The organism is Corallococcus sp. CA049B, from assembly GCF_003611685.1.
Classification (GTDB): Bacteria; Myxococcota; Myxococcia; order Myxococcales; family Myxococcaceae; genus Corallococcus; species Corallococcus coralloides.
The window spans coordinates 39138-61753 of the sequence record NZ_RAWC01000028.1 but is presented as its reverse complement, the minus strand read 5'-3'; the positions used below and the strand labels follow the sequence as shown (position 1 = coordinate 61753).

Annotated in this window: 18 protein-coding genes; 11 read left to right on the top strand and 7 right to left on the bottom strand. The window is 70.5% G+C overall.

Translation table 11 applies throughout. From position 1 onward, the window contains the following. Positions 1-87: 87 nt before the first annotated feature. Both D7W82_RS09500 and D7W82_RS09495 read right to left on the bottom strand, forming a co-directional pair. Complete coding sequence (locus tag D7W82_RS09500; RefSeq protein ID WP_014396355.1) at positions 88-369, bottom strand: TIGR04563 family protein; 282 nt, start codon at positions 367-369, stop codon at positions 88-90. A 9-nt stretch (positions 370-378) separates the two neighbouring features. After that, entirely contained in the window at positions 379-588 is a 210-nt protein-coding gene (locus D7W82_RS09495; protein WP_014396356.1) for a TIGR04563 family protein, read from the bottom strand. Positions 589-1023: 435 nt separating this feature from the next. Here D7W82_RS09495 and tilS point away from each other — a divergent pair, with 435 nt between their 5' ends. The 8 genes from tilS to tsaE all read left to right on the top strand — a co-directional run bounded on the left by tilS (position 1024) and on the right by tsaE (position 10684). Further along, on the top strand, positions 1024-2394 hold the full coding sequence (tilS, locus tag D7W82_RS09490; protein WP_120618026.1) for a tRNA lysidine(34) synthetase TilS: 1371 nt from the start codon (positions 1024-1026) through the stop codon (positions 2392-2394). Positions 2395-2575: 181 nt separating this feature from the next. Then, positions 2576-4492, top strand: a complete 1917-nt coding sequence (gene ftsH, locus D7W82_RS09485; RefSeq protein WP_120618025.1) for an ATP-dependent zinc metalloprotease FtsH — start codon at positions 2576-2578, stop codon at positions 4490-4492. A 173-nt stretch (positions 4493-4665) separates the two neighbouring features. Continuing rightward, entirely contained in the window at positions 4666-5889 is a 1224-nt protein-coding gene (folP, locus tag D7W82_RS09480; protein WP_120618024.1) for a dihydropteroate synthase, read from the top strand. A 164-nt stretch (positions 5890-6053) separates the two neighbouring features. After that, a complete protein-coding gene (gene glmM / locus D7W82_RS09475) occupies positions 6054-7448 on the top strand; it encodes a phosphoglucosamine mutase (RefSeq protein ID WP_120618023.1) in 1395 nt (464 codons plus the stop codon). Between the two features lie 101 nt (positions 7449-7549). Next, on the top strand, positions 7550-8275 hold the full coding sequence (locus D7W82_RS09470; RefSeq protein WP_120618022.1) for a pyridoxine 5'-phosphate synthase: 726 nt from the start codon (positions 7550-7552) through the stop codon (positions 8273-8275). Positions 8276-8280: 5 nt separating this feature from the next. Continuing rightward, the gene (locus D7W82_RS09465; protein ID WP_120618021.1) at positions 8281-8655 is read left to right on the top strand and encodes a holo-ACP synthase; all 375 of its coding nucleotides are present in this window, start codon (positions 8281-8283) and stop codon (positions 8653-8655) included. Between the two features lie 14 nt (positions 8656-8669). Further along, a complete protein-coding gene (locus D7W82_RS09460) occupies positions 8670-10202 on the top strand; it encodes an NAD(P)H-hydrate dehydratase (RefSeq protein WP_120618020.1) in 1533 nt (510 codons plus the stop codon). Further along, positions 10199-10684 (top strand): tRNA (adenosine(37)-N6)-threonylcarbamoyltransferase complex ATPase subunit type 1 TsaE, encoded by a 486-nt coding sequence (gene tsaE, locus D7W82_RS09455; protein WP_120618019.1) that lies wholly within the window; start codon positions 10199-10201, stop codon positions 10682-10684. The genes D7W82_RS09460 and tsaE overlap by 4 nt, the downstream gene beginning before the upstream one ends. A 1-nt stretch (position 10685) precedes the next feature. Here the strand turns inward: tsaE and D7W82_RS09450 are convergent, their stop codons facing one another. From D7W82_RS09450 to D7W82_RS09430, 5 genes are all read right to left on the bottom strand, one after another. Then, positions 10686-11555 (bottom strand): class II glutamine amidotransferase, encoded by an 870-nt coding sequence (locus D7W82_RS09450; protein ID WP_120618018.1) that lies wholly within the window; start codon positions 11553-11555, stop codon positions 10686-10688. An 87-nt stretch (positions 11556-11642) separates the two neighbouring features. Beyond that, a complete protein-coding gene (hutI, locus tag D7W82_RS09445) occupies positions 11643-12908 on the bottom strand; it encodes an imidazolonepropionase (protein ID WP_120618017.1) in 1266 nt (421 codons plus the stop codon). Between the two features lie 3 nt (positions 12909-12911). Continuing rightward, positions 12912-13631, bottom strand: coding sequence for a hypothetical protein (locus D7W82_RS09440; protein ID WP_120618016.1), 720 nt, complete (start codon positions 13629-13631; stop codon positions 12912-12914). A gap of 10 nt (positions 13632-13641) precedes the next feature. Next, the gene (gene hutU / locus D7W82_RS09435; protein ID WP_120618015.1) at positions 13642-15297 is read right to left on the bottom strand and encodes a urocanate hydratase; all 1656 of its coding nucleotides are present in this window, start codon (positions 15295-15297) and stop codon (positions 13642-13644) included. Positions 15298-15405: 108 nt separating this feature from the next. Next, positions 15406-15837, bottom strand: coding sequence for a hypothetical protein (locus D7W82_RS09430; protein WP_120618014.1), 432 nt, complete (start codon positions 15835-15837; stop codon positions 15406-15408). A 231-nt stretch (positions 15838-16068) separates the two neighbouring features. On the opposite strand from D7W82_RS09430, the gene D7W82_RS09425 reads away from it, so the two are divergent. From D7W82_RS09425 to D7W82_RS09415, 3 genes are all read left to right on the top strand, one after another. After that, entirely contained in the window at positions 16069-18429 is a 2361-nt protein-coding gene (locus tag D7W82_RS09425; protein WP_120618013.1) for an FdhF/YdeP family oxidoreductase, read from the top strand. A 5-nt stretch (positions 18430-18434) separates the two neighbouring features. Then, positions 18435-20660: a hypothetical protein gene (locus tag D7W82_RS09420; protein WP_120618012.1), complete on the top strand. Its 2226-nt coding sequence runs from the start codon at positions 18435-18437 to the stop codon at positions 20658-20660. A 190-nt stretch (positions 20661-20850) separates the two neighbouring features. Further along, positions 20851-22605 carry a hypothetical protein gene (locus tag D7W82_RS09415; RefSeq protein ID WP_147439273.1) on the top strand — a complete coding sequence of 585 codons (1755 nt, stop codon included), beginning with the start codon at positions 20851-20853 and terminating at the stop codon, positions 22603-22605. Positions 22606-22616 lie beyond the last annotated feature (11 nt).

Here is a 22616-nt window from a genome sequence, read left to right as displayed (position 1 = left end):
CGTCCACCCCGGCCCCCGCGAAGTCCGACACCGCGCTGACGTCGCGCGCGGTGTCGGACTTCGCGGGGGCCGGGGTGGACGAAGCCCCTAAGGCTTGGAGGGCTCGTCCGAGGAGGCCGGGGCGCTGGAGGTCACCACCGCCGGAGCGGAGGTGGCCGTCTGCGCCGCGGCAGCCACCGGCCGTGGAGGCAGGGGGCCCAACACGTCGTTGACCGAGGGCATGCGGCGGATGTCCGCGCGGGCGACCTTCCATGCCTGCTGGACGATCCACGACAGGGAACGATCCTGCCGTGTCGCCTCACGCTGGATCTCTTCCAGCATGTCCTCGGGAAAGTAGAGGGATTGCTTGCGGTGATCCGTGGTGGCCATTGCCCTGCCTTACGGCCTTTCTTCGCGCGGGTCCGTGCGCTCGTCGCCCGTCACGTCATTGACGGCAGGGAATGACTTGATGCGGTCGCGGGCGATCTTCCAGGCCTGCTGCACCACCCATGAGAGGGAGCGGTCCTGCCGGTTCGCCTCCTCCTGGATCTCCTTCAGCATCTCCTCGGGGAAGTACAGCGACTGCTTGCGCTTGTCGGTGCCTGCCATGCCTGGGTCTCCGGGGCGGATTCGAGGTGACGACCTGAACACACCGGAGCGGTTATCCGACAGACGCCCTGAAGGGTCAACGGTTTCGGAGCACTCAAGCGTGCGCCCGCGGGCTGAACGCCCCACTTCCGACAATGGGTGGCAGCAAAAGAAAGAGAAACGCCCCGGCCTCCACGAGGGAGACCGGGGCGTTTCGGAAAGAGGGACCGCAGGGAGCGAATCTCCGAGCGGCCCCGTGGACCCAGAGGGGGAGGGGGGGGACCCCTAGGTCCAACGTCATGAAGTCCAGAACGTCCAACCAACAACCGCGGAGCGCCGTTCTATTTCCGCCCCGCGTCCTTCCATTGTGGGAATCATGGAATGCATCCCCACGCCTTCCGTCCACCGCGAATCTGTAACCCGGCCACCTGACACTCCATTCCGATCGCTGACGCCATGCCTCGCGCGTCTCCTGAAAGTTCCTCGCTGCCCGGCAAGCTCGCCCGCTCGTATGCCGAGCACGGCGCCCGCTCGCGCTCGGTGCTGCTGGCCGTCTCCGGAGGCGCGGACTCCACCGCGCTCCTCGTGGGGACGGCGCGCGTGCGCGAGGCGCTCAAGCTGCACGTGGAGGTGGCGACGGTGGACCATGGCCTCCGGGCAGAAGCCGCGGACGAGGTGACCTCCGTCGTAGGCCTGGCCGAACGGCTGGGGCTGACCTGCCACGTCCGGCGGCTCGCGCTTTCGCCCGGGGCGGGGATGGAGGCGCGGGCGCGCGAGGCGAGGTACGCGACCCTGGAGGTCCTGCGGCAGGAGCGCGGTCTGGACTTCGTGGCCACCGGCCACACGCTCGACGACCAGGCGGAGACGCTGCTGATGCGCCTGTCCCGGGGGGCGGCGCTCCGGGGCGCCCGCGCCATCCACGCGCGCGCGGACACGCTCCTCCGCCCGCTGCTCGCGTGCTCGCGCGAGGACGTGCTCGCCTTCCTGGCCACCGAGGAGGTGGGGTTCGTGGTGGATCCGATGAACGCGGACCCCTCCTACTTCCGCACGCGCGTGCGAAGGGACGTGCTCCCCGCGCTCAACCACGCCGCGGGCTTCAGCACCGTGGAGCACCTGGCCACCTTCGCGCGGCTCGCCTCCGAGGACGAGGCCCTGCTCGACGGGCTGGCGGACGGGGCGTGGACGCGGCTGGTGCTGCCCGGGGGCGGGCTGGATGCCGTGGGCGTCCGCGCGCTGGAGCCGCCGCTGTGGCGCCGCGTGCTCGCACGGCTGCTGGGCGCGGCGGGCGCCCGGGTGGACCACGCCACGCTGGAGCGCGCGCGGGAGGTGGTGGCGCGCGGGGGCGTCATGCCGCTGAGCGACGGCTTCCTCCTGAAGGCCTCCGGCGGGCGGGTGCGCTGCGTGGCGCCGGGAGGGGAATCCCCGCCCGCCCCGCTGGTGCTCGCGGGGCCAGGGGCCCACGGGGACTTCGGCGCGTGGCGCTTTCAGGTGGTCGCGGAAGGATTGCCGCCCCCGGGCGTGTTGGCCCTGGTGTTGGAGGAGGGGATGGCGTGGCCGCTCACGGTGCGTTCCAGAAAGCAGGGCGACCGCGTCCGGACGCGCGCGGGCCACCGCAAGGTGCAGGACGTGATGGTGGATGCCCGCGTCCCTTCGGAGGAGCGCGACGCGCGACCGGTGGTGGTGGACGCGCGCGGCGTACCGCTGTGGCTTCCCGGCGTCCTGCCGCGCTTCGTCGAACCCGGAGCGGCGGCGCGCGAGGTGGCTTCCCGACACTCCCTGTGGGCCTTTCCTCCGCTCACGAGCGAACGAAAGACCCCTCCGTTATAGAGTCGAAGCTCTGAATCAGGGGATGGTCGCGGTCCCCTAAATAGTTGAGGGCTTTTTGCTGTTGCTGATACGGTCCGTCGCTGGCCTGCACACGGGCGGGCGCCGGGCACATGACGAACTTCGCCAGGGTTCCTCCTGGCACGGCCCTCATCCCGCCGAGTACCGAAAGGGCAGCTGAAACGTGCGTTCGACCTACAAGACCATCGGGCTCTGGGTCATCCTGATCGTCCTCTTCGTCGCCTTCTACAATTTCTTCTCCCAAGGCAACGAGCAGGTGCAGGAACCGACCTTCACCCAGCTTCTGACCAAGGTGGAGGAGAAGAAGGTCAAGGCCGTCTCCGTCAAGGGCAACACCTACTCCGGCACGTTCAGCGACTCGAACGACAAGTTCCGGACGACGGGTCCCGCGCCGGACGTGGCCGTGCTCAACCAGCTCCGCGCCTCCGGCGTGGACGTGAAGTACGAGCGCGAGGAGCAGAACAGCCTCTGGCTGACCATCCTCGGGCAGTGGATGCCCGTCGTCTTCCTGTTCCTGTTCTTCATCTTCTTCATGCGCCAGCTCCAGGGCGGCAGCGGCAAGGCGATGACGTTCGGGAAGTCGAAGGCGAAGCTCCTCAGCGAGAGCCACAACAAGGTCACGTTCGCGGACGTGGCCGGCGTGGACGAGTGCAAGGAGGAGCTGGAGGAGATCGTCGCCTTCCTCAAGGACCCCAAGAAGTTCACCAAGCTGGGCGGCCGCATCCCCAAGGGCGTCCTGATGATGGGCCCCCCGGGCACGGGCAAGACGCTGCTCGCCCGCGCGGTGGCCGGTGAAGCGGGCGTCCCGTTCTTCTCCATCTCCGGCTCGGACTTCGTGGAGATGTTCGTGGGCGTCGGCGCCAGCCGCGTGCGCGACCTCTTCGAGCAGGGCAAGAAGAACGCCCCCTGCATCATCTTCATCGACGAAATCGACGCCGTGGGCCGCCACCGTGGCGCGGGCCTGGGCGGCGGTCACGACGAGCGTGAGCAGACGCTCAACCAGCTGCTGGTGGAGATGGACGGCTTCGAGTCCAACGACGGCGTCATCCTCATCGCCGCCACCAACCGTCCGGACGTGCTGGATCCGGCGCTCCAGCGCCCGGGCCGCTTCGACCGCCGCATCATCGTTCCCCGTCCGGACTTGAAGGGCCGCCTGGGCGTGCTGAAGGTGCACACCCGCCGCGTGCCGCTGGCCCCGGAGGTGGAGCTGGAGGTCATCGCCCGCGGGACGCCCGGCATGACGGGCGCGGACCTGGAGAACCTGGTCAACGAGTCGGCCCTGATGGCCGCGCGCCAGAACAAGGAGCGCGTGGACCTGGCGGACTTCGAGCAGGCGAAGGACAAGGTCTTCATGGGCCCGGAGCGCCGGTCCATGATCATGACCGACAAGGAGAAGCGGAACACGGCCGTCCACGAGGCCGGCCACGCGCTCCTCGCCAAGCTGCTGCCCGGCTGCGACCCGCTGCACAAGGTCACCATCATCCCGCGCGGCCAGGCCCTGGGCGTCACCTGGAGCCTGCCCACCGAGGACAAGGTGAACGGCTACCGCAAGCAGATCCTCGACCAGATCACCATGGCCATGGGTGGCCGCATCGCCGAAGAGCTCATGTTCAACGAGATGAGCAGCGGCGCGGCGAACGACATCGAGCGGGCGACGGAGACGGCGCGCGCCATGGTGTGCCGCTGGGGCATGAGCGAGAAGATGGGCCCGCTGGCGTTCGGCAAGAGCGACGGTGAGGTCTTCCTGGGCCGCGACTTCAACTCGTCCAAGGACTACTCCGAGGACACCGCCCGGCAGATCGACTCGGAGGTCCGCAGCATCGTGGTGGGCTGCTACACCCTGGGCAAGCAGCTGTTGACGGACAAGCTGGACGTGCTCCAGCGCGTGTCCGACGCCCTGGTGGAGTACGAGACGCTCGACGCCGAGGACGTGAACATCATCCTCCAGGGTGGCCAGCTCACCCGTGAGCGCCCGGCGCCGCGCGTGAGCTCCTCGCCGAAGCCGACGGAGAAGAAGGACAAGCGGAAGATCCTCGACGCGCTCGAGGGCCTGCCCAACATGGAGCCGAAGAAGGCGTAACGCCTCTCCAGGCTTCCTCCTGAAGTGACGAAGGCCCTTCCCTTGGTACCGGGGAGGGCCTTCTGCTTTTCGCCGTAACGCCTTGAGCGTTCCCGCCGTCCTCCCTTCCCTGGACCGCGCGAAGCGGCGACACTGATTGCTCGCCGTCCTCACGCTCCGAAGGGGTCCTGACCGTGCTGCGCGCGCGCCTCATCTCCCGCGACCGTCCCGACGACCTGTCGCTGGTCCTCCGCCGCCTGAACCTGTCTCCCCGCAACCGCGAACACCTGTCGCGCGAGCTGGGCTACGCGCACGTGCTCGTCACCGGGGGCCGCCCCTCCTACGAGGAGGAGCTGGTGCCGCCGTACGGCTCCAAGGAGCGGGAGAAGCTGCCCACCTGGACGCCGGGCGGACACGTGGACCACCCGGGGGAGGTGCTCCTGTCCGGCAGCCGCCAGCAGTTCGACCGGCTGATTTCGCTCGCCCGCAGGTCCCCTCGCACGGACGGCCTGGCGCGGGCCCTGGAGGAGGTGCTGTCCCCCGCGCCCATGCCGGCCTTGACCCTGAGCGGGCGCCGGTTCGAGTGGGGCACGCGCACGTACCTCATGGGCGTGGTGAACGTGACGCCCGACAGCTTCTCCGACGGCGGCAGCCTCCCGGACGCGGCCAGCGCCGTGGAGCACGCGCTGAGGCTGGTGGACGCGGGCGCGGACATCGTCGACGTGGGCGGTGAATCCACGCGCCCGGGCTCGCTCCCGGTGTCCGCGGACGAGGAGCTGGCGCGCATCCTCCAGGTGGTGGAGGGCATCAAGCGCCGCTCCACCGTGCCCATCTCCGTGGACACCACGAAGGCGGCGGTGGCGAAGGAGGCGCTCAAGGCCGGCGCCCACCTCATCAACGACGTCACCGGCTTCCACCTGGACCCAGGCCTGGCCGGCGTGGTGGCCGCCGCGGGCGCGGCGTGTTGCCTCATGCACACCCAGGGCCTGCCGAAGACGATGCAGGAGGCGCCTCGCTACCAGGACGTGGTGGGCGAGGTGATGGACTACCTGGAGGAGGGGATGTTCCAGGCCACCGAGGCGGGCATCCCCCGCGAGCGCATCCTCCTGGACCCGGGCATCGGGTTCGGCAAGACGCTGGAGCACAACCTCTTCCTCCTGCGCCGCCTGGAGGAGCTGCGGGGGCTGGGGCAGCCCCTGCTGGTGGGCACCAGCCGCAAGTCCTTCCTGGGGAAGCTGACGGGCGGCAAGGGCCCCCAGGAGCGCCTGGCGGCCACCCTGGGCTCCGTGGCGGCCATGGCCGTCCTGGGGGGCGCGGACGTGGTACGGGTGCATGACGTGGGCGAGACGCGGGACGCGCTGGCCGTGGCGGACGCCATCCGGAGGGCCCGGGGCGGCGGCGACCTGTACGGCGGCTGACGGGGGCAAGCCCCCGCGTCGGAGACAGGCCAGGGCCGCACGCCTGGGCGCTTGCCTGGGTGACACCGCATCCCTAGCTTCGGGCCCATGTGCTGGACGGGGTATAAGCCCCGGACGCGAGTGGCCGGAGCCCTTCCGGCAATGGGAAAGGTGGAGCGGCACACATGGCGTACAGGATGGACATGCCCCCGAAGGAAGCGCAGAAGACGGAGCGGCTGTTCGGCACGGACGGCGTTCGTGGCGTGGCCAACGTCTATCCGATGACGGCCGAGGTCGCGATGAAGCTCGGCCGCGCCCTGGCGTACCTCATCCGCAACGGCCCGCACCGCCACCGCGTCATCGTGGGCAAGGACACGCGCCTCTCCGGCTACATGCTGGAGCAGGCCCTGTCCGCCGGCCTCATCTCCATGGGCGTCGACGTGGAGCAGGTGGGCCCGCTGCCCACGCCCGGCATCTCCAACCTCACCACGTCCATGCGCGCGGACGCGGGCGCCGTCATCTCGGCGTCCCACAACCCGTACCAGGACAACGGCATCAAGTTCTTCTGGCGTGACGGCTTCAAGCTGCCGGATGAGACGGAGGCCAAGATCGAAGAGCTGGTCTCCAGCGGCGAGATCGACAACATCCGCCCCACGGCGACGAAGATTGGCCGGGCCATCCGCCTGGACGACGCGCGCGGCCGCTACATCGTCTACCTGAAGGCCACGTTCCCCCGCGAGCTGACGCTGGAGGGGATGACCATCGTGGTGGACTGCGCCAACGGCGCGGCGTACCGCACGGCGCCCGCGGTGCTGGAGGAGCTGGGCGCGAAGGTCATCGCGCTGGGCGTGTCCCCGGACGGCAAGAACATCAACCACAAGTGCGGCGCGCTCCACCCGGAGGGCCTGGCCAAGGCGGTGGTGAAGCACGGCGCCCACCTGGGCGTCGCGCTGGACGGCGACGCGGACCGCCTCATCGTCGTGGACGAGAAGGGAAACGTCGTGGACGGCGATGCCATCATGGCCATCTGCACGGGTGAGCTCGTCGCGCGCAAGGAGCTGAAGAAGAAGACGCTCGTCTCCACGGTGATGAGCAACATCGGCCTGGAGCGCGCGGTGTCCCAGTGGGGCGTGAAGGTGGTCCGCACGCGCGTGGGCGACCGGCACGTCGTGGACGAGATGCGCCGCAACGGCTACAGCCTGGGCGGCGAGCAGAGCGGTCACCTCATCTTCCTGAACCACACCACCACGGGCGACGGCACGCTCGCGGCGCTCCAGCTGTTGGCCGTGATGTGCCGCCAGCAGAAGCCGCTGTCGGAGCTGGCCTCCATCTTCCAGCCGGTGCCGCAGACGCTGCTCAACGTCGTGGTGAAGCAGAAGCGCGAGCTGGGTGAGCTGCCCACGGTGATGAAGGCCATCAAGAACGTGGAGCAGAAGCTGGGCAGCAACGGCCGCGTGCTGGTGCGCTTCTCCGGCACGGAGCCCAAGGTCCGCGTCCTGATTGAAGGCGAGGACGCGGCGCGCAACGAGGCGTACGCCCGCGAAATCGCCGAGGCGCTCGCCAAGGCGCTCAACGGCTAGCGACAGCGGTTGACTTCCGGACGCCGGCCACGAATAGAGGGGCCGGCGCGGGCCAGGGCCTTCGGACAATCCCGCACCGCGCCAGCGCAAGGAGCGGGACGATGGGACAGCGACTGGGTGTCAACGTGGATCACGTGGCGACGCTGCGGCAGGCGCGGCGCACCGTGTATCCGGATCCGGTGACGGCCGCGGCGATGGCGGAGCTGGCCGGCGCCCGGCAGATCACCATCCACCTGCGCGAGGACCGGCGCCACATCCAGGACAGGGATCTGCGCATCCTCCGTGAGACGGTGCAGACGCTCCTGAACCTGGAGATGGCCGCCACCGCGGAGATGGTGAAGATCGCCTACGAGTACAAGCCGGACGTGGTGACGCTCGTCCCCGAGCGGCGCGAGGAGCTCACCACCGAGGGCGGCCTGGAGGTCGCCGGCCAGCGCGAGCCCATCGCGAAGATCATCAAGAACCTCAAGGACGGGGAGATCGCCGTCTCGCTGTTCATCGATCCGGACCTGGACCAGGTGCGCGCGTCGCACAAGGTGAACGCGGACCGGGTGGAGCTGCACACGGGCCGCTACTGCGAGGCGCGCAACGAGAAGGAGCGCGCGCGGGAGCTGGCGCGCATCGTGGACGCGGCCAAGGCGAGCGCCAAGCTGGGCATGGGCGTGGCCGCCGGGCACGGGCTCAACTACGACAACGTGCAGGCCATCGCGCGCATCCAGGAGATCGACGAGCTGAACATCGGGCACGCCATCGTGGCGCGCGCGGTGCTGGTGGGCTTCGAGCGCGCGGTGCGTGAGATGCTCGAACTGATGCGCGACCCGGGGTAGCCGGTATGCCCATCGTCGGCCTGGGGTTGGATCTCTGCTCCATCGAGCGCATCCAGCGCATCCTCGACGGTCCGCGCGCGGAGGCGTTCCTTGCGCGCGTGTACACCGACGGCGAGCGCGCGTACTGCGCGCCCCGGCACGACGCGGCCAGCGCGTACGCGGCGAGGTTCGCGGCGAAGGAGGCGCTGGTGAAGGCGATGGGCGTGCCTCCGGGCGTGAAGTGGCGGGACATGGAGGTGGTGCGCGAGGGCGGTCCGCCGCGCTTCGTGCTCTCCGGCGTGGCCCGTGAGGTGATGGAAGCGCGGGGGTGGGACGCGATGCTCGCGCTCACCCATGATGCCGGCGTGGCCGCGGCCACGGTGGTGCTCCAGACGAAGTAGGGAGGTTGGAAGCCATGCAGCGCGTGCTCACCGCGAACCAGATGCGTGAGGCCGAGAAGGCCGCCGAAGAGCAGCATGGGATGCCGTCCGGGTTGTTGATGGAGAACGCGGGCCGGGCGCTCGCGGAGGCCGCCCGGAGCGTCGCGGGACAGGGCGGGCGCTTCACGGTGCTGTGCGGCCCCGGCAACAACGGCGGGGACGGCCTGGTCGCCGCGCGCTTCCTGCTGGAGGGCGGCGCCCGGGTGGTGGTGTCGCTGGTGGGGGACACCGGCAAGCTCACCCCGGAGGCGAAGCGCAACCTGCAGGCGCTGGAGGGCTTCGGCGAGTCGCCCCGCGCCTTCGAGGCGCTGCCGGAGGCGGGCCCGGGTGACGTGGTGGTGGACGCCCTCTTCGGCACGGGGCTCAAGCGCGCGCCGGAGGGCGTCTTCGCGGACGCCATCGGCACCGTGGCGCGGTGGCGGCGCGCGGGGGCGAAGGTGGTGGCCGCGGACGTGCCGTCCGGCCTGCAGAGCGACACGGCGGAGCCCTTCTCGCCGTGCGTGGAGGCGGACGTCACGGTGGCCTTCGGCTTCGTGAAGCCCGCGCATGAGCTGGAGCCCGGCGCGTCGCTGTGCGGCGACGTGCGGCGCGTGGACATCGGCCTGGGCGGTGAGTCCACTCGCGCGGTGTCCGGGGCGGAGCTGTTCCGCGTGGAGGAGAAGGACGCGCGCGAGGCGCTGCCCAGGCGCCGCGCGGATTCGCACAAGGGCACCTACGGCCATGTGCTGGTGGTGGCGGGCAGTCCGGGCAAGACGGGCGCCGCCGCGATGGTGGCCCTGTCCGCGCTGCGCAGCGGGGCGGGGCTCGTCACGGTGGCCACGCGCCCGGAGGCGCTGCCGTGGGTGATGGCGCACTCGCCGGAGATCATGGGCATTCCGCTGCCCGGTGAGGGCCCGCTGGGGAAGGGCGACCTGGAGGCCCTCAAGGCCGCGCTGGAGGGCAAGGACGCGCTGGTGATGGGGCCGGGCATCCCCCGGGGCCCTGAGACGGGCGCGCTGATTGGCGACCTGCTGGCGTCCGTGGAGGTGCCCACGGTGCTGGACGCGGACGCGCTCAACGCGGTGGCCGAGGACCTCAAGGTGCTGCGGGAGGCGAAGGGGCCCGTGGTGCTCACGCCGCACCCCGGGGAGATGGCGCGGCTGTGGGGCCGGACGACGAAGGACGTGCAGGCGCACCGCGTGGGCGTGGCGCTCAACCTGGCCACGTCGCTCAACTGCACGGTGGTGCTCAAGGGCTCGCGCACGCTCATCGCGGAGGCCGGCGGGCGCGTGTTCATCAACCCCACGGGTAACGCGGGCATGGCCACCGGCGGCACGGGTGACGTGCTGTCGGGCGTGTGCGGCGCGCTGCTCGCGCAGGGGATTCCGCTGCCCAAGGCCGCGTGGACGGCGGTGTACGCGCACGGGCTCGCGGGCGATTTGATGGCCCAGCAGCGCGGGCTGATGGGCCTCATCGCCACGGACCTGCTGGTGGGCCTGGGCCACGTCTGGACGCGGTGGGAGCGATGAGCGGAGCTGCGCAGCCCACGCGCTCGCGGCGGCGGGTGTCTCCGTCGCCGGAGGAGACGCACCGGCTGGGCGTGAAGCTGGGACAGCTGCTGCAGCCCGGGGATTTCGTGGGGCTGATTGGCGACCTGGGCGCGGGCAAGACGCACCTGGTGCGCGGCGTGGCGGAAGGGGCGGGGGTGGCGCAGTCGGAGGTGGCCAGCCCCACGTTCGCCATCGTGTACCCGTACGCGGGCCGCATCCCGCTGTACCACGCGGACCTGTACCGCCTGACGGACTACGACGAGCTGTACGCCACCGGGTTCCTGGACCTGGTGGGCGGCGACCACGCGATGCTGGTGGAGTGGTTGGACCGCATCCCCCAGGCCGCGCCGCGCGACTTCCTGCGCGTCACGCTCCGCCATGAGGGAGAGGACGCGCGGAGCCTCGACGTGGAGGCCTTCGGCGCGCGTCCTGCCGCGTTGCTTGACGCGTGGCTGGGCTGAATCAGACCGCGGCGTGCTGCTCTTTCTGCCGCGGGTTCAGCACCCCGTCCGCCAGCGTCTGCACCTTCCAGCGGTGGAACGTGAGCCGCGAGTCCACGCCCACCACGTCCTCTTCATCCACCGGCACCCAGTGCGGCCCGCCGCACAGCGACTCGCTGGCGACCAGGAACTGTTGCAGCGGCACGCCCGTGTTCGGCGCGCGCAGGACCTCCGGGCAACCGCCGATGCCGGAGGAGACGAAGAGGGTGCGGTTGCGGCGCGTGGCCACCATCGCCTCGCCGTCCGTGACGAGGAAGTTCATCGCGGAGCGCTCCTTCGGCTCGCGGCTCCCTGGCACGTCCGTCAGCGTGGACACCAGCGTCATCGTCTCCGCGAGCGCCTGCGCCATCGCCTCCACGCTCACCGTGCCGTCGAGCGGCCCGCGCGCCGACAGCCGCGACAGGAACAGGTAGAAGCAGCGCTCGCTGTCCGTGGTGCCCTTGATGTTGACGCGCAGCTCCGGGTGGATGAGCGCTTCCACGGACGCCTTGTGTTTCGCGAACTCGCGCAGCGTGCCGTTGTGCACGAAGGACCAGCGGCCGAAATAGAACGGGTGCGAGTTGCGCAGCTCCACCGCGCCCACGCTCGCCAGCCGGATGTGCGCCACCACCGTGCGCGCGGAGACCTGGCTCGACACGCGCTCGAAGTCGGGGTCGCAGTGCGCGGGGCCCACGCCATGCGCGACGAGCGGCGAGGACTCCGGCCCGTACGTGGCGATGCCCCAGCCGTCCTTGTGTTCACGCGACTGGATGAGGAGGGAATTCCTCTCCGTCACCAGGGCGGTATGGACAGCGGCGGGAACAGCACTCCTGAATCCAAATAATCGGCACATGGTGGCAGCTGATCTCTACAACGGCCGGCCCACGAGGGAAGTTCCACCTGCCCCCTCGTCTGATGCCAGGTGTTCAGCGGCATCCACTCAGGGGCAGTGATTCATACGCGCGTGAAACACCACACGTCCGCCCTTCACCACCACACGCGCGTGACTGATACCCAGATGATAAGGCAGATGCCGGTAGCTGCGACAGGCGAACACCACCAGGTCGCCCGCATCACCCACGGCCAGACGCCCCTGCCGTTGCAACCCCAAGCATTGCGCGGCCCCTCGGGTAGCGGCCCAGTAGGCCTCCGCGGCTGACAGGCCGTTCTCCAGGCAGGCGAGCCCCAGCACCAGCGCCAGGTTCTCCGTCATGGAGGAGCCGGGATTCACGTTGGAACCCAAAGCAATGTTGACGCCCGCGTCGCGCAGCTTCCGGCCGGGCGCGTAGGGGCGCATGCGCAGGAAGAGGGTGGAGGTAGGCACGAGTACGGCGGTGACGTTCGCGGCGGCGAGCGCGCGGATGCCCTCGTCCGTCACCTGCTCCAGGTGGTCCGCGCTGGCGGCGCCCACCTCCGCGGCGAGCGCCGAAGCGCCGCACGCGGTGAGCTGATCCGCGTGCAGGCGCGGCGTGAGGCCCAGCGCCTTGCCCGCGTTGAGCAGCCGGCGGGACTCCTCCACGGTGAAGGCGCTGTCCTCGGTGAAGACGTCACAGAAGCGCGCCAGGCCTTCGCGCGCGACGGCGGGCAGGATCTCGTTGATGCAGAGGTCCAGGTACCCGGCGCGGCGGTCCTTGTACTCCGGGGGCACCGCGTGCGCGCACAAGAGCGTGGGCACCAGTTCCAGCGGAGACAGCGAGCCCAGCCGGCGCACCGCGCGCAGCATCTTGAGCTCGTCCGCCAGATTCAGGCCGTAGCCGCTCTTCACCTCGGCGGTGGTCACGCCCTGCGCGAGCAGCCGCTCCAGGCGGGGCAGGGCGAGCGTGGCCAGCTCCTCCTCGCTCGCGGCGCGCGTGGCGCTCACCGTGTTGGCGATGCCGCCGCCGGCCTTTGCGATTTCGAGGTACGTGGCGCCCTGGTTGCGCAGGTCGAACTCGGCCGAGCGCTCGCCCGCGAACACCAGGTGCGTGTGCGGATCCACGAAGCCCGGGCCCACGAAGCCGCCCTCGGCGTCGATGATCTCCGTCGCGTCCGTGAGTGCGCCCTTCGGCAGGCCGGACTCCGGGCCCACGTAGGCTACGCGTCCGTCCTTCACGCCAACGCCCGCTCCCGGGTGCGGGGTGAGGGCTGCTTCCGCGGGCTCGCGGTGGGTGCCCTCCACGGTAAGCACCTCGGAGGTGTTGCGCACCCACAGGTCCAGGGCTTCCATTCTTTAGCGTCCTCCGCGTGCGCCCATGACAGGCGCGTTCCAGCTCGTGTTACCCGAGTGCGCCCGGCCGAAGCCGCCGGACAGCTCCAGCTTCGTGCGCGTCTCGCCGAACGTGAGCTGCGCCGCCACCACGGCGCCGTAGAAGTGCGTCGTCACCTGCGAGCCGGGGTTCACCAGCGACTGCTGCACGCTGAAGAACGGCACCAGACCCAGCGACATGCCGGGCTCCGGCTGCACGGTGAACGCGCAGGTGGCCTCCACGCCGAACAGGCTGCTGGTGCTGTCCGTCTCACCCAGCCCGAAGTCGGACGCGCCCCGCAGGGAGAGGGCCGGCGCCAGCCCCACCTTCTCCGAGCCGATGTAATACGACATGCCCGAGTACACGCCGTAGGCGGGCACCGGCAGCCCGACGAACTCGCCCTGCAGGCCCACGTGCCACGACAGGCGGTCGCTCACGGGCACCGTCACCGAGCCGTCGAGGTCGATGCCCCACTGTTCGTTCTGGAAGGGCTTCGCGTCGCCCTGGAAGGTGCCGTTCTCCCCGCGCTCCGACAGCTGCGGAGCGTTGAGGCGGGGGCCGGCGCGCAGGCCCACCTGGAAGAAGTTCTCCTTGGGCATGCCCGGGCCCAGGCGCATCACCATGGGCCCGGCGGTGGTGGGTGTGCAGCCCGCGAGCACACCCATCACCGCGGTCATCACGAAGGCTCGGACGCGTCGTGGCATCCGCCGCACTCTAGGCGGTGAGGCCGGGGATGCGCACGCCCCGCTCCTTCGCCACGTCGATGGCCTCCGGGTAGCCCGCGTCCGCGTGGCGCAGCACGCCCATGCCGGGGTCGGACGTGAGGACGCGCTCGATGCGGCGCGCGGCCTCCGGCGTGCCGTCCGCGACGATGACCTGGCCCGCGTGCAGCGAGTAGCCCATGCCCACGCCGCCGCCGTGGTGGAACGACACCCACGAGGCGCCGTTCACCGCGTTCACCAGCGCGTTCAGGATGGGCCAGTCCGCCACCGCGTCCGAGCCGTCCTTCATGGCCTCCGTCTCACGGTTGGGGGACGCGACGCTGCCGCAGTCCAGGTGGTCGCGGCCAATCACGATGGGCGCCTTCACCTCGCCCTTGCGGACCAGCTCGTTGAACGCGAGGCCCGCCTTGGCGCGCTCGCCGTAGCCCAGCCAGCAGATGCGCGCGGGCAGGCCCTGGAACGCCACGCGCTCCTGGGCCATGTCCAGCCAGCGGTTGAGCGACGCCTTCTGCGGGAACAGCTCGCGCACCGCGCGGTCCGTGCGGCGGATGTCCTCCGGGTCTCCGGACAGCGCCACCCAGCGGAAGGGCCCCAGGCCCTCGCAGAACAGCGGGCGGATGTACGCGGGCACGAAGCCGGGGAACTCGAAGGCGTTCTGCATGCCGCCCACCTTCGCCTGGCCGCGCAGGTTGTTGCCGTAGTCGAAGACGTGGCTGCCCGCGGCCTGGAAGTCGTTCATGGCCTGCACGTGCATGATCATCGACTCGCGGGCGCGCTTCACGTAGCCCTCCGGGTCGCGCTTGCGCAGCTCCGCGGCGGCCTCCAGCGACAGGTCCGTGGGGATGTAGCCGTTGAGCGGATCATGCGCGCTCGTCTGGTCCGTGACGAGGTCCGGCTTGATGCCGCGCTTGTACAGCTCCCGGAACACCGACGCCGCGTTGCCGATGATGGCGATGGAGCGGCCCACGCGCTTGGCTTGCGCGTCCTTCGCCAGCGCCAGCGCCTCATCCAGGTCCTTGGCCACGACGTCCAGGTAGCGCGTCTCCACGCGGCGCTGGGCGCGGTGCGGATCGATTTCGACACCCAGGAACACGGCGTTGTTCATGGTCGCGGCCAGGGGCTGCGCGCCGCCCATGCCGCCAAGGCCACCGGAGAGGATGAGCCGGCCGGCCAGGTCCTCGCTGCCGAAGTGGAAGCGGCCCGCGGCGGCGAAGGTCTCGTAGGTGCCCTGCAGGATGCCCTGCGTGCCGATGTAGATCCACGAGCCGGCCGTCATCTGGCCGTACATCATCAGGCCCTTCTTCTCCAGCTCGTGGAAGTGCTCCCAGTTGGCCCAGTGGCCCACGAGGTTGGAGTTGGCGATGAGCACGCGCGGCGCGTCCGGGTGCGTGCGCAGGATGCCCACGGGCTTGCCGGACTGCACGAGCAGCGTCTCGTCGTCGGTGAGGCTCTGGAGGCTCGCGACGATGCGATCGAACGAGGGCCAGTCCCGCGCGGCCTTGCCGGTGCCGCCGTAGACGACCAGGTCTCCGGGCTGCTCGGCCACCTCCGGGTCGAGGTTGTTCATCAGCATCCGGAGCGCGGCCTCCTGCACCCAGCCCTTGCAGGAGAGGGTGGTGCCGCGAGAGGCGCGGATGATGCGGGACATGCGGAAGACTCCTGGAAAGGGGGCGCCGCACCCTAACCGAACCCCCGGGGCCGCGGGGGGCTTGCGTGCAGGGCCAGCGTTGCTCCCGGACACGCTGGACGCCGTGCGTCAGTAGTCCTTGCGCGCGTCGATGTAGGCGCTGAAGTGGAACACGTTGGTGGAGTCGTAGAACTTGAAGTAGTTGCCCACGGACTGGCTCAGCCAGTAGGCGGTGCCCGAGCAGCCGGTGCAGATGAACGCGCCGTTGCGGCGGATGTTCCAGATGCCGGTGATGTCGTCCACGGTGGTCGCGATGGCGGGCGAGCCCACCAGCTCGAAGTCGTACTCGTTGCCGCCCGCGAACCCGTGGAAGTTCACGAACGCGGTGTTGGTGGACTGGTTCCAGGAGACGACCGTGTTGGAGCTCGTCACCGTGTAGCGCCCGGTGGTGTCGGCGACGTAGATGCCTCGGCTGGACCAGATGCTGTGGACCCCCGGCGCGGCCAGGGCGGGGAGGGACAGGAACAACGCGGCGACGATGGTGGAACGGAAGGCCTTCATGGGGGATGCCTCCTGCTGCGGGGGTTGACGCGGAGCGCCGGGGGAGCACTCCGCGTGAAGCCCATGCTGCATGAGCTCCGTGAGGCTTGAAATCGTGGTTTTCCGTGGAGTTGCGGGGACTCAGGAGTCCTGGCGCGCGTCCACATCGGCGATGCCGGGACAGCCGGCCCGGGCCCCCCGCCTGTCGGGAGGACGCGGGCGGGGTAGAGTCGCGCCGCGCAGAGGTGGGACATGGATCAGGGACAGGACGGGGAGGGGAACGCGCTGGTGGTGCCGGCGGCCCAGCCTCCGTTGGAGAACCGGGCTCCGGACGTGGGGCCGGTGAAGACGGTGGCGGGCGGCGTGCCGGCGGTGCTGAGCGCGTTCAAGCACGTGCTGGGCGAGGCGGGCCCGTGGCGCGGCGGCAAGCTCATCTGGAAGGTGAACCAGCAGGACGGCTTCGACTGTCCGGGCTGCGCGTGGCCGGATCCATCCCACCGGTCCGTGCAGGAGTACTGCGAGAACGGCGCGAAGGCGCTGGCGGAGGAGGGCACACGCGAGCGCGTGACGCCGGAGTTCTTCCGCGAGTGGAGCGTGGCGCGGCTCGCGGAGCAGTCCGACCTGTGGCTGGGCAAGGCGGGCCGGCTCACGCACCCCATGGTGCTGCGCGAGGGCGCGGCGCACTACGAGCCCATCTCCTGGGAGGACGCCTTCGCGTTGGTGGCGGAGGAGCTGAACGCGCTGGGCTCACCGGACGAGGCGGCCTTCTACACGTCCGGCCGCACGAGCAACGAGGCCGCGTTCCTCTACCAGTTGTTCGTGCGGCAGTTCGGCACCAACAACCTGCCGGACTGCTCGAACATGTGCCACGAGTCCAGCGGCACGGGGCTGTCGGAGACGATTGGCATCGGCAAGGGCTCTGTGACGCTGGAGGACTTCGACCACGCGCAGGCCATCTTCGTCATCGGGCAGAACCCGGGCACCAACCACCCGCGCATGCTGACGGCGCTCCAGGCCGCCGCGCGCCGGGGCTGTGAGATCGTCAGCGTCAACCCGCTGCCGGAGACGGGGCTCAACCGCTTCAAGCACCCGCAGGAGGTGCTGCACCTGTTCGGCCCGGGCACGGCGCTGAACAAGCTGTTCCTCCAGGTGCGCATCAACGGCGACGTGGCGCTCCTCCAGGGCCTGGGCAAGGCGCTGCTGGACCGCGAGGCGAAGGCGCCGGGCACGGTGGTGGACCGGGCCTTCGTCGAAGGCAAGACGGCGGGCTTCGACGCGTACGTGGCGCACCTGGCCACGGTGTCTTGGGCCGACGTGGTGGAAGAGAGCGGGGTGGCGCGCGAGCAGATTGAAGAGGCCGCGGACATCCTGGCGCGCTCGGAGCGCACCATCTTCTGCTGGGCCATGGGGCTCACGCAGCACAAGAACGCGGTGGGCAACGTGCAGGAGATCGTGAACCTCACGCTCCTGCGCGGCAGCATCGGCAAGCAGGGCGCGGGCGTGTGCCCGGTGCGCGGTCACAGCAACGTGCAGGGCGACCGCACCATGGGCATCTGGGAGCACGCGAAGCCCGAGTTCATGGACGCGCTGTCGAAGGAGTTCGGCTTCGCGCCGCCGCGCCACACCGGCCTGGACACGGTGGGGACGCTCCAGGCGCTGCACGACGGGCGCGTGAAGGTGTTCTTCGCCATGGGCGGCAACTTCCTGTCCGCCACGCCGGACACGGAGTTCACCGCGCGGGCGCTGAGGCGTGCGCGGCTCACGGTGCACGTGTCCACGAAGCTCAACCGCGCGCACCTGGTGCACGGCCAGCGCGCGCTCATCCTCCCGTGCCTGGGGCGGACCGAGCACGACGTGCAGGCGTCAGGGCGGCAGTTCGTCACGGTGGAGGACTCGATGGGGATGGTGCACGCGTCGCGCGGCGCCGTGGCCCCCGCGTCCGAGCACCTGCTCAGCGAGCCCGTCATCGTGGCCCGGCTGGCGCAAGCGGTGCTGGGGACGCGCTCGAAGGTGTCGTGGATGGCCCTGGTGGAGGACTACGACCGGGTGCGTGAACTCATCCAACGCTGCATCCCGGGCTTCGAGGACTTCAACCGCCGCGTGCACCAGCCCGGCGGGTTCGCGCTGCCCAACGGTCCGCGCGAGGGCCGCTTCACGACGAAGGACGGCAAGGCGCACTTCACGGTGCACGAGATGCCTCGCCACCGGCTGGAGTCCGGGCAGTTGATGATGATGACGCTGCGCTCGCATGATCAGTACAACACCACCGTGTACGGACTGGACGACCGCTACCGGGGCATCCACCAGGGCCGGCGCGTGGTGTTCCTGCACCCGGAGGACGTGAAGGCGCGCGGGCTGACGGCGGGGCAGAAGGTGGACCTCACCAGCCACTTCCAGGGAGAGACGCGGGTGGCGCGCGAGTTCCTGGTGGTGCCGTACAACATCCCGCGCCAGTGCGCGGCCACCTACTTCCCGGAAGCGAACGTGCTGGTGCCGGTGGGCAGCTTCGCGGACAAGAGCCGCACGCCCACGTCCAAGTCGGTGATCATCACCGTGGCCCCCAGTCCCGAGCCCACGGCCCTGGTCCCCGCCAGCACTCCGAGGTCCGGGTGAGCCTCATGCCGTTGGTGGAAGCCTCCTCCTGGCCGGAGCCGCTCCAGGCCCTCCATGCGCGCGTCGCCGCGGCGGCGCCGCAAGAGGCCGTGGCGTCTAGCGCGGAGTGGCGCGAGGACTTCGCCCGCTGGGTGCGCGGTGCTTCGTTGGAGGAGCGCACGCGCGCCCAGGCCGCCGCGTGGGGGCGGCTGTCCCCGGGGGAGCGCACCCCGGCCGAGCTCCTCTTCCTCCTGGCCACCCTCAGCGAGCTGCTCTGGCCCTACGAAGAGCCGCGTCCGGGGCTCTTGAAGCAGCTGCTCGCGAGGCGGGACGCAGCGGTGACGGCGCTCCGCGAGGCGGGCGACACGGAGAGCGCCGAGCGAATCCAGAAGGAGAGCACCGTCACGATCTCCACGGTGCTCACGCGCTACCTCAAGCGCCGCCCGGAGACGCTGTCGACGCTGGTGCGTGACGTGCCCTGCACCTACGACGGCCGCGCGCTGCGCTTCCAGGACGCGGTGGAGGTGGACCTCAAGTACGTCATGGGCACGGGCGCGAAGTCCGTGGATCTGCTGGAGCAGCTGCGCTCGCTGCTCCCCGACACCCGCGACGGTGGCCGCGACAAGCTCACCGACTTCATCCGCACGCGCGCCGCGCGCATGCCGTGGCGTGAGGCGAGTGAGGTGCTGGGCGAGCGCCTCTTCGCGCTGGCCACGTCGCAGGACGGCCGCAGCGGCATGCGCGGCTTCCTCGCGTGCTACCCCAACGGGCGCAAGGAGCCGGACTGGTGCTCGCGCGCGGGGCTCCTGCTGGCGCGCACCGTGGAGGTGGGCGGACCGCCCGCGGTGGTGGAGAACCTCTGCGACCTGCTCACGCTCTTCGACGCGCCTCCGGTGGACGGGCTGCGCGGCGCATTGGGCGCGCTCGTGCAGAGCGACTTCGAGACCGCCGCCGACCTGGGCCACGCGCGCTTCGTGCTCGACCACTGCCAGGGCACGATGCGCAAGGCCGAGCCCGCGCTGGCGCTCACGCTCCTGTGGCTGGAGGAGCGCCTGTTCCGCGCCTCCGTGCGGCGTGGCGTGCCGGAGGCGTTCGAGCGGCGCACCCGCGCCCGCGCGAAGCTGGAGTCGCTGCCCGGCTTCACGCACCTGGTGTGGCTGGCGGAGGAGTGCGCGGAGATGTGGCCGCGCTTCCGCACGCCCGCGCGGCCCGGTCTGGATGGGTTGGTCGCCTGGCGCAAGGAGGTGACCTGGCGCATGGGCCGGAAGCCCGTGCTGCGCAAGGCGGCCATCGAGTTCCTCCTGTGGTGCGCCCCCGATGAAGCCTCGTCGGAGGCGGAGCTGGCCACGCTGTCGCTCGTCCGCAACGCCACGGATCGGCGGCTGGTGCGCAAGATGTTGGAGCATCCGTCTCCCCGGGCCCGCTTCCGCGCCCGCTCGCTCCAGTCCTACCTCCAGGCCGGAGCAGGGCAGGACAAGCACGCACCTCCCTCCGAACCCTCCGAGCCCGCGACGCTGACGGCCTCCCTGCGCCACCTGCACGTGACGCGCGCGGTGCCCGTGGGCGGACGCACCTGGCTGCGCGACCGCGACCTGGAGGACCTGCTCGTGGGCGCGGTGGGACGCGTGGAGGCGGAAGCCGCCCAGCGCCATCTCCAGCGCTTCCGCGAGGAGACGCCGGAGCTGGTCGCGGGCCTGCTCGAAGGGCTGCGCTCGGAGCTGGCGCATGTGCAAGCGGCGCTGGGTTCGCTGGTGGCGTCGCCGCTGTCGCTGTCCATGACGGTGCACCGCCACCCGGAGCCTCCGCCGGAGGCCGCGTCGGAGATCGCCTTCGTCGTGTCGGTGGAGCGCGAGGGCTTCGTGCGCACGCGCCGGGTCGTCCGCGTGCCGGTGGCGAAGCTGGAGCAGCGCGGAGAGGGGCAGTGGCTGCCCACGTTCCGCCTGGGCCGCGAGCGCCTGGACGCGCTGCTCGCGCGCACGGAGGCCGCCTTCTGCCTCTTCCTGGTGCCCGCCTTCGTGCGCCCGGAGCTGTGGGTGATGCCGGCCCGGCTGGCCCGCGCCTCGATGGAGGCGCAGGGCGCCCTGTCCGGCGTGCCGCGCGAGGCCGCGCAGGGGGCCTCCCGGTCCCTGGCGCAGTGGCTCGTCTACGACGTGCTGGGCCTGTGGGTGGGCGACGAGCGCCCCGACGTCATCGACGCCTCCCGCGAGGGAGACGCCGCCGCCGGCTTCGTGGTTGACCTCACCGTGCGCTGACCGCTCCGGAAAAGCCCCCGGGAATTGTCCGGGAATATCCAGAAGCCCCGGCGTAATGGCTCACGAGGGGTGCTGCTGGAACACGCCTGGGAGGGGTCCCGGGTCATAGGTCCGTCCGTCGGCTGACGGGATGGCATGCCTCCACGCGCGCGTCGTCGCCGTGTCTCCAGGGAAGCGAGAGGCATTCATCATGAAGACTTCGTTGCGCGCGGCGTGGGCCCTGCTGGGTCTGGCCGTCACGGTCGGACTGGGTGCGTGTGGTGAAGGCACCGGAGTGAACGCCGAGCACCGGCTCGTGTCGTCCTCCGGCGAGCCCGTGCTGGCCCAGCAGACGTCCGCGCTGTCGGACACGCTGGAGCAGTACGCGGCCAAGTGCGACGCGGCCATTGGCGCCACGGTGCCGGACTTCAACTGCGAGCTGGGCACGCTCGTGCCCACGACGAACCACGTCAACGGCAAGTGTGACCGGCCCAACCGGCTCAACGAGCAGTGCGATCCCGGCAGCCGCTTCCAGGTGCTGAAGGACACGGCGGACGTGTCCATCGTCGCGCACTGCCGCAAGCAGGGGAACGCGGCGAACTACTACGGCGACATCGCCGTCATCCAGACGAACAAGAAGAACGGCGCCACCTGCTTCTACCAGGCGCTGGGCACGCTCTACGGCGCGGACGTGAAGGCGCCCTCCAAGGGCACGGGCGCGTGGAGCTGGAAGACGCCCGCGGACACGGCGTCCATCCGCTGCGTGCGCTGCCATGACAACGGGGCGCTCATCCGCTCGCCGTACCTGACGCAGCTGACGGGCGTGAACAAGCTGCCGGGCGCGGGCGACTACGGCTTCAACCGCGACCAGCCCTACCGCTTCATCGGCGCGGACTTCGCGACGTGGAAGGCCTACAAGGTGGAGGTCGCCGGCAACGTGTGCCTGGGCTGCCACCGCATGGGCACGAACAACCAGCTGGGCTACGACGACGGCGTGGCGCTGGACCTGGGCATCCGCGCCACCGCGACGTCGGAGGTGGCGAAGAACCCGCACTCGCCCGCGTCGCCCATCTGGATGACGCCGGGGTCCACCTACTACAGCCCGGACAACGCCGCGGCCGCGGCCGCCTTGCGTGCCTGCGCGCTGCGCCGCAACGAGGTGCCGCTGCCCAACACGGCCGCGTGCCGCATCACCCAGTACACGGACGTGGGCGTCCCCAACCTCCCGGGCACCTTCACGGCGGTGTGGGAGCCGAGCACGCAGTCGGAGGTCCAGGCCTACGCCCGCACCTACGCGGACTACCGCGAGAAGTATGATCAGCTCTGGTCGCAGGGCTGGCGGCTGCACACGCTGCAGCCGTACGTGGTGGGCACGCAGGTGCTCTACAACGCCGTCTGGCGCCCCAGTACGGAAGGGGAGATCCAGCTCTACGGCGCCACGTACACCGCCTTCCGCGCGAAGTACGACGAGCTGTGGCCGCAGGGGTGGCGCCTGAAGATCCTCCAGCCGTACGTGGTGAACGGGCAGACGTATTACACGGCCGTCTGGCGCCCGAGCACGGAAGGGGAGATTCAAATCTACGGCGCGAGCTATGCGTCGTACCGCGCGACGTACGACTCGCTGTGGCCGCAGGGCTGGCGTCTGAAGCTGCTGCAGCCCTACGTGGTGAACGGGCAGACGTACTACACGGCCGTGTGGCGCCCCAGCACCGAGGGCGAGGTGCAGGTGTACGGCGTCACGTACGCGTCGTACCGCGCGACGTATGACTCGCTGTGGCCGCAGGGCTGGCGCCTGAAGCTGCTGGAGCCGTACGTGGTGAACGGGCAGACGCTCTACACGGCGGTGTGGCGGCCTGGCACCGCGGGCGAGCTCCAGCTGTATGGCTCCGACTACAGCGGCTACCGGGGCTCCTACGACGACCTGTGGCCGCAGGGCTGGCGCCTGAAGATCCTCCGCGCCTACTGAGCGCGGTCCAC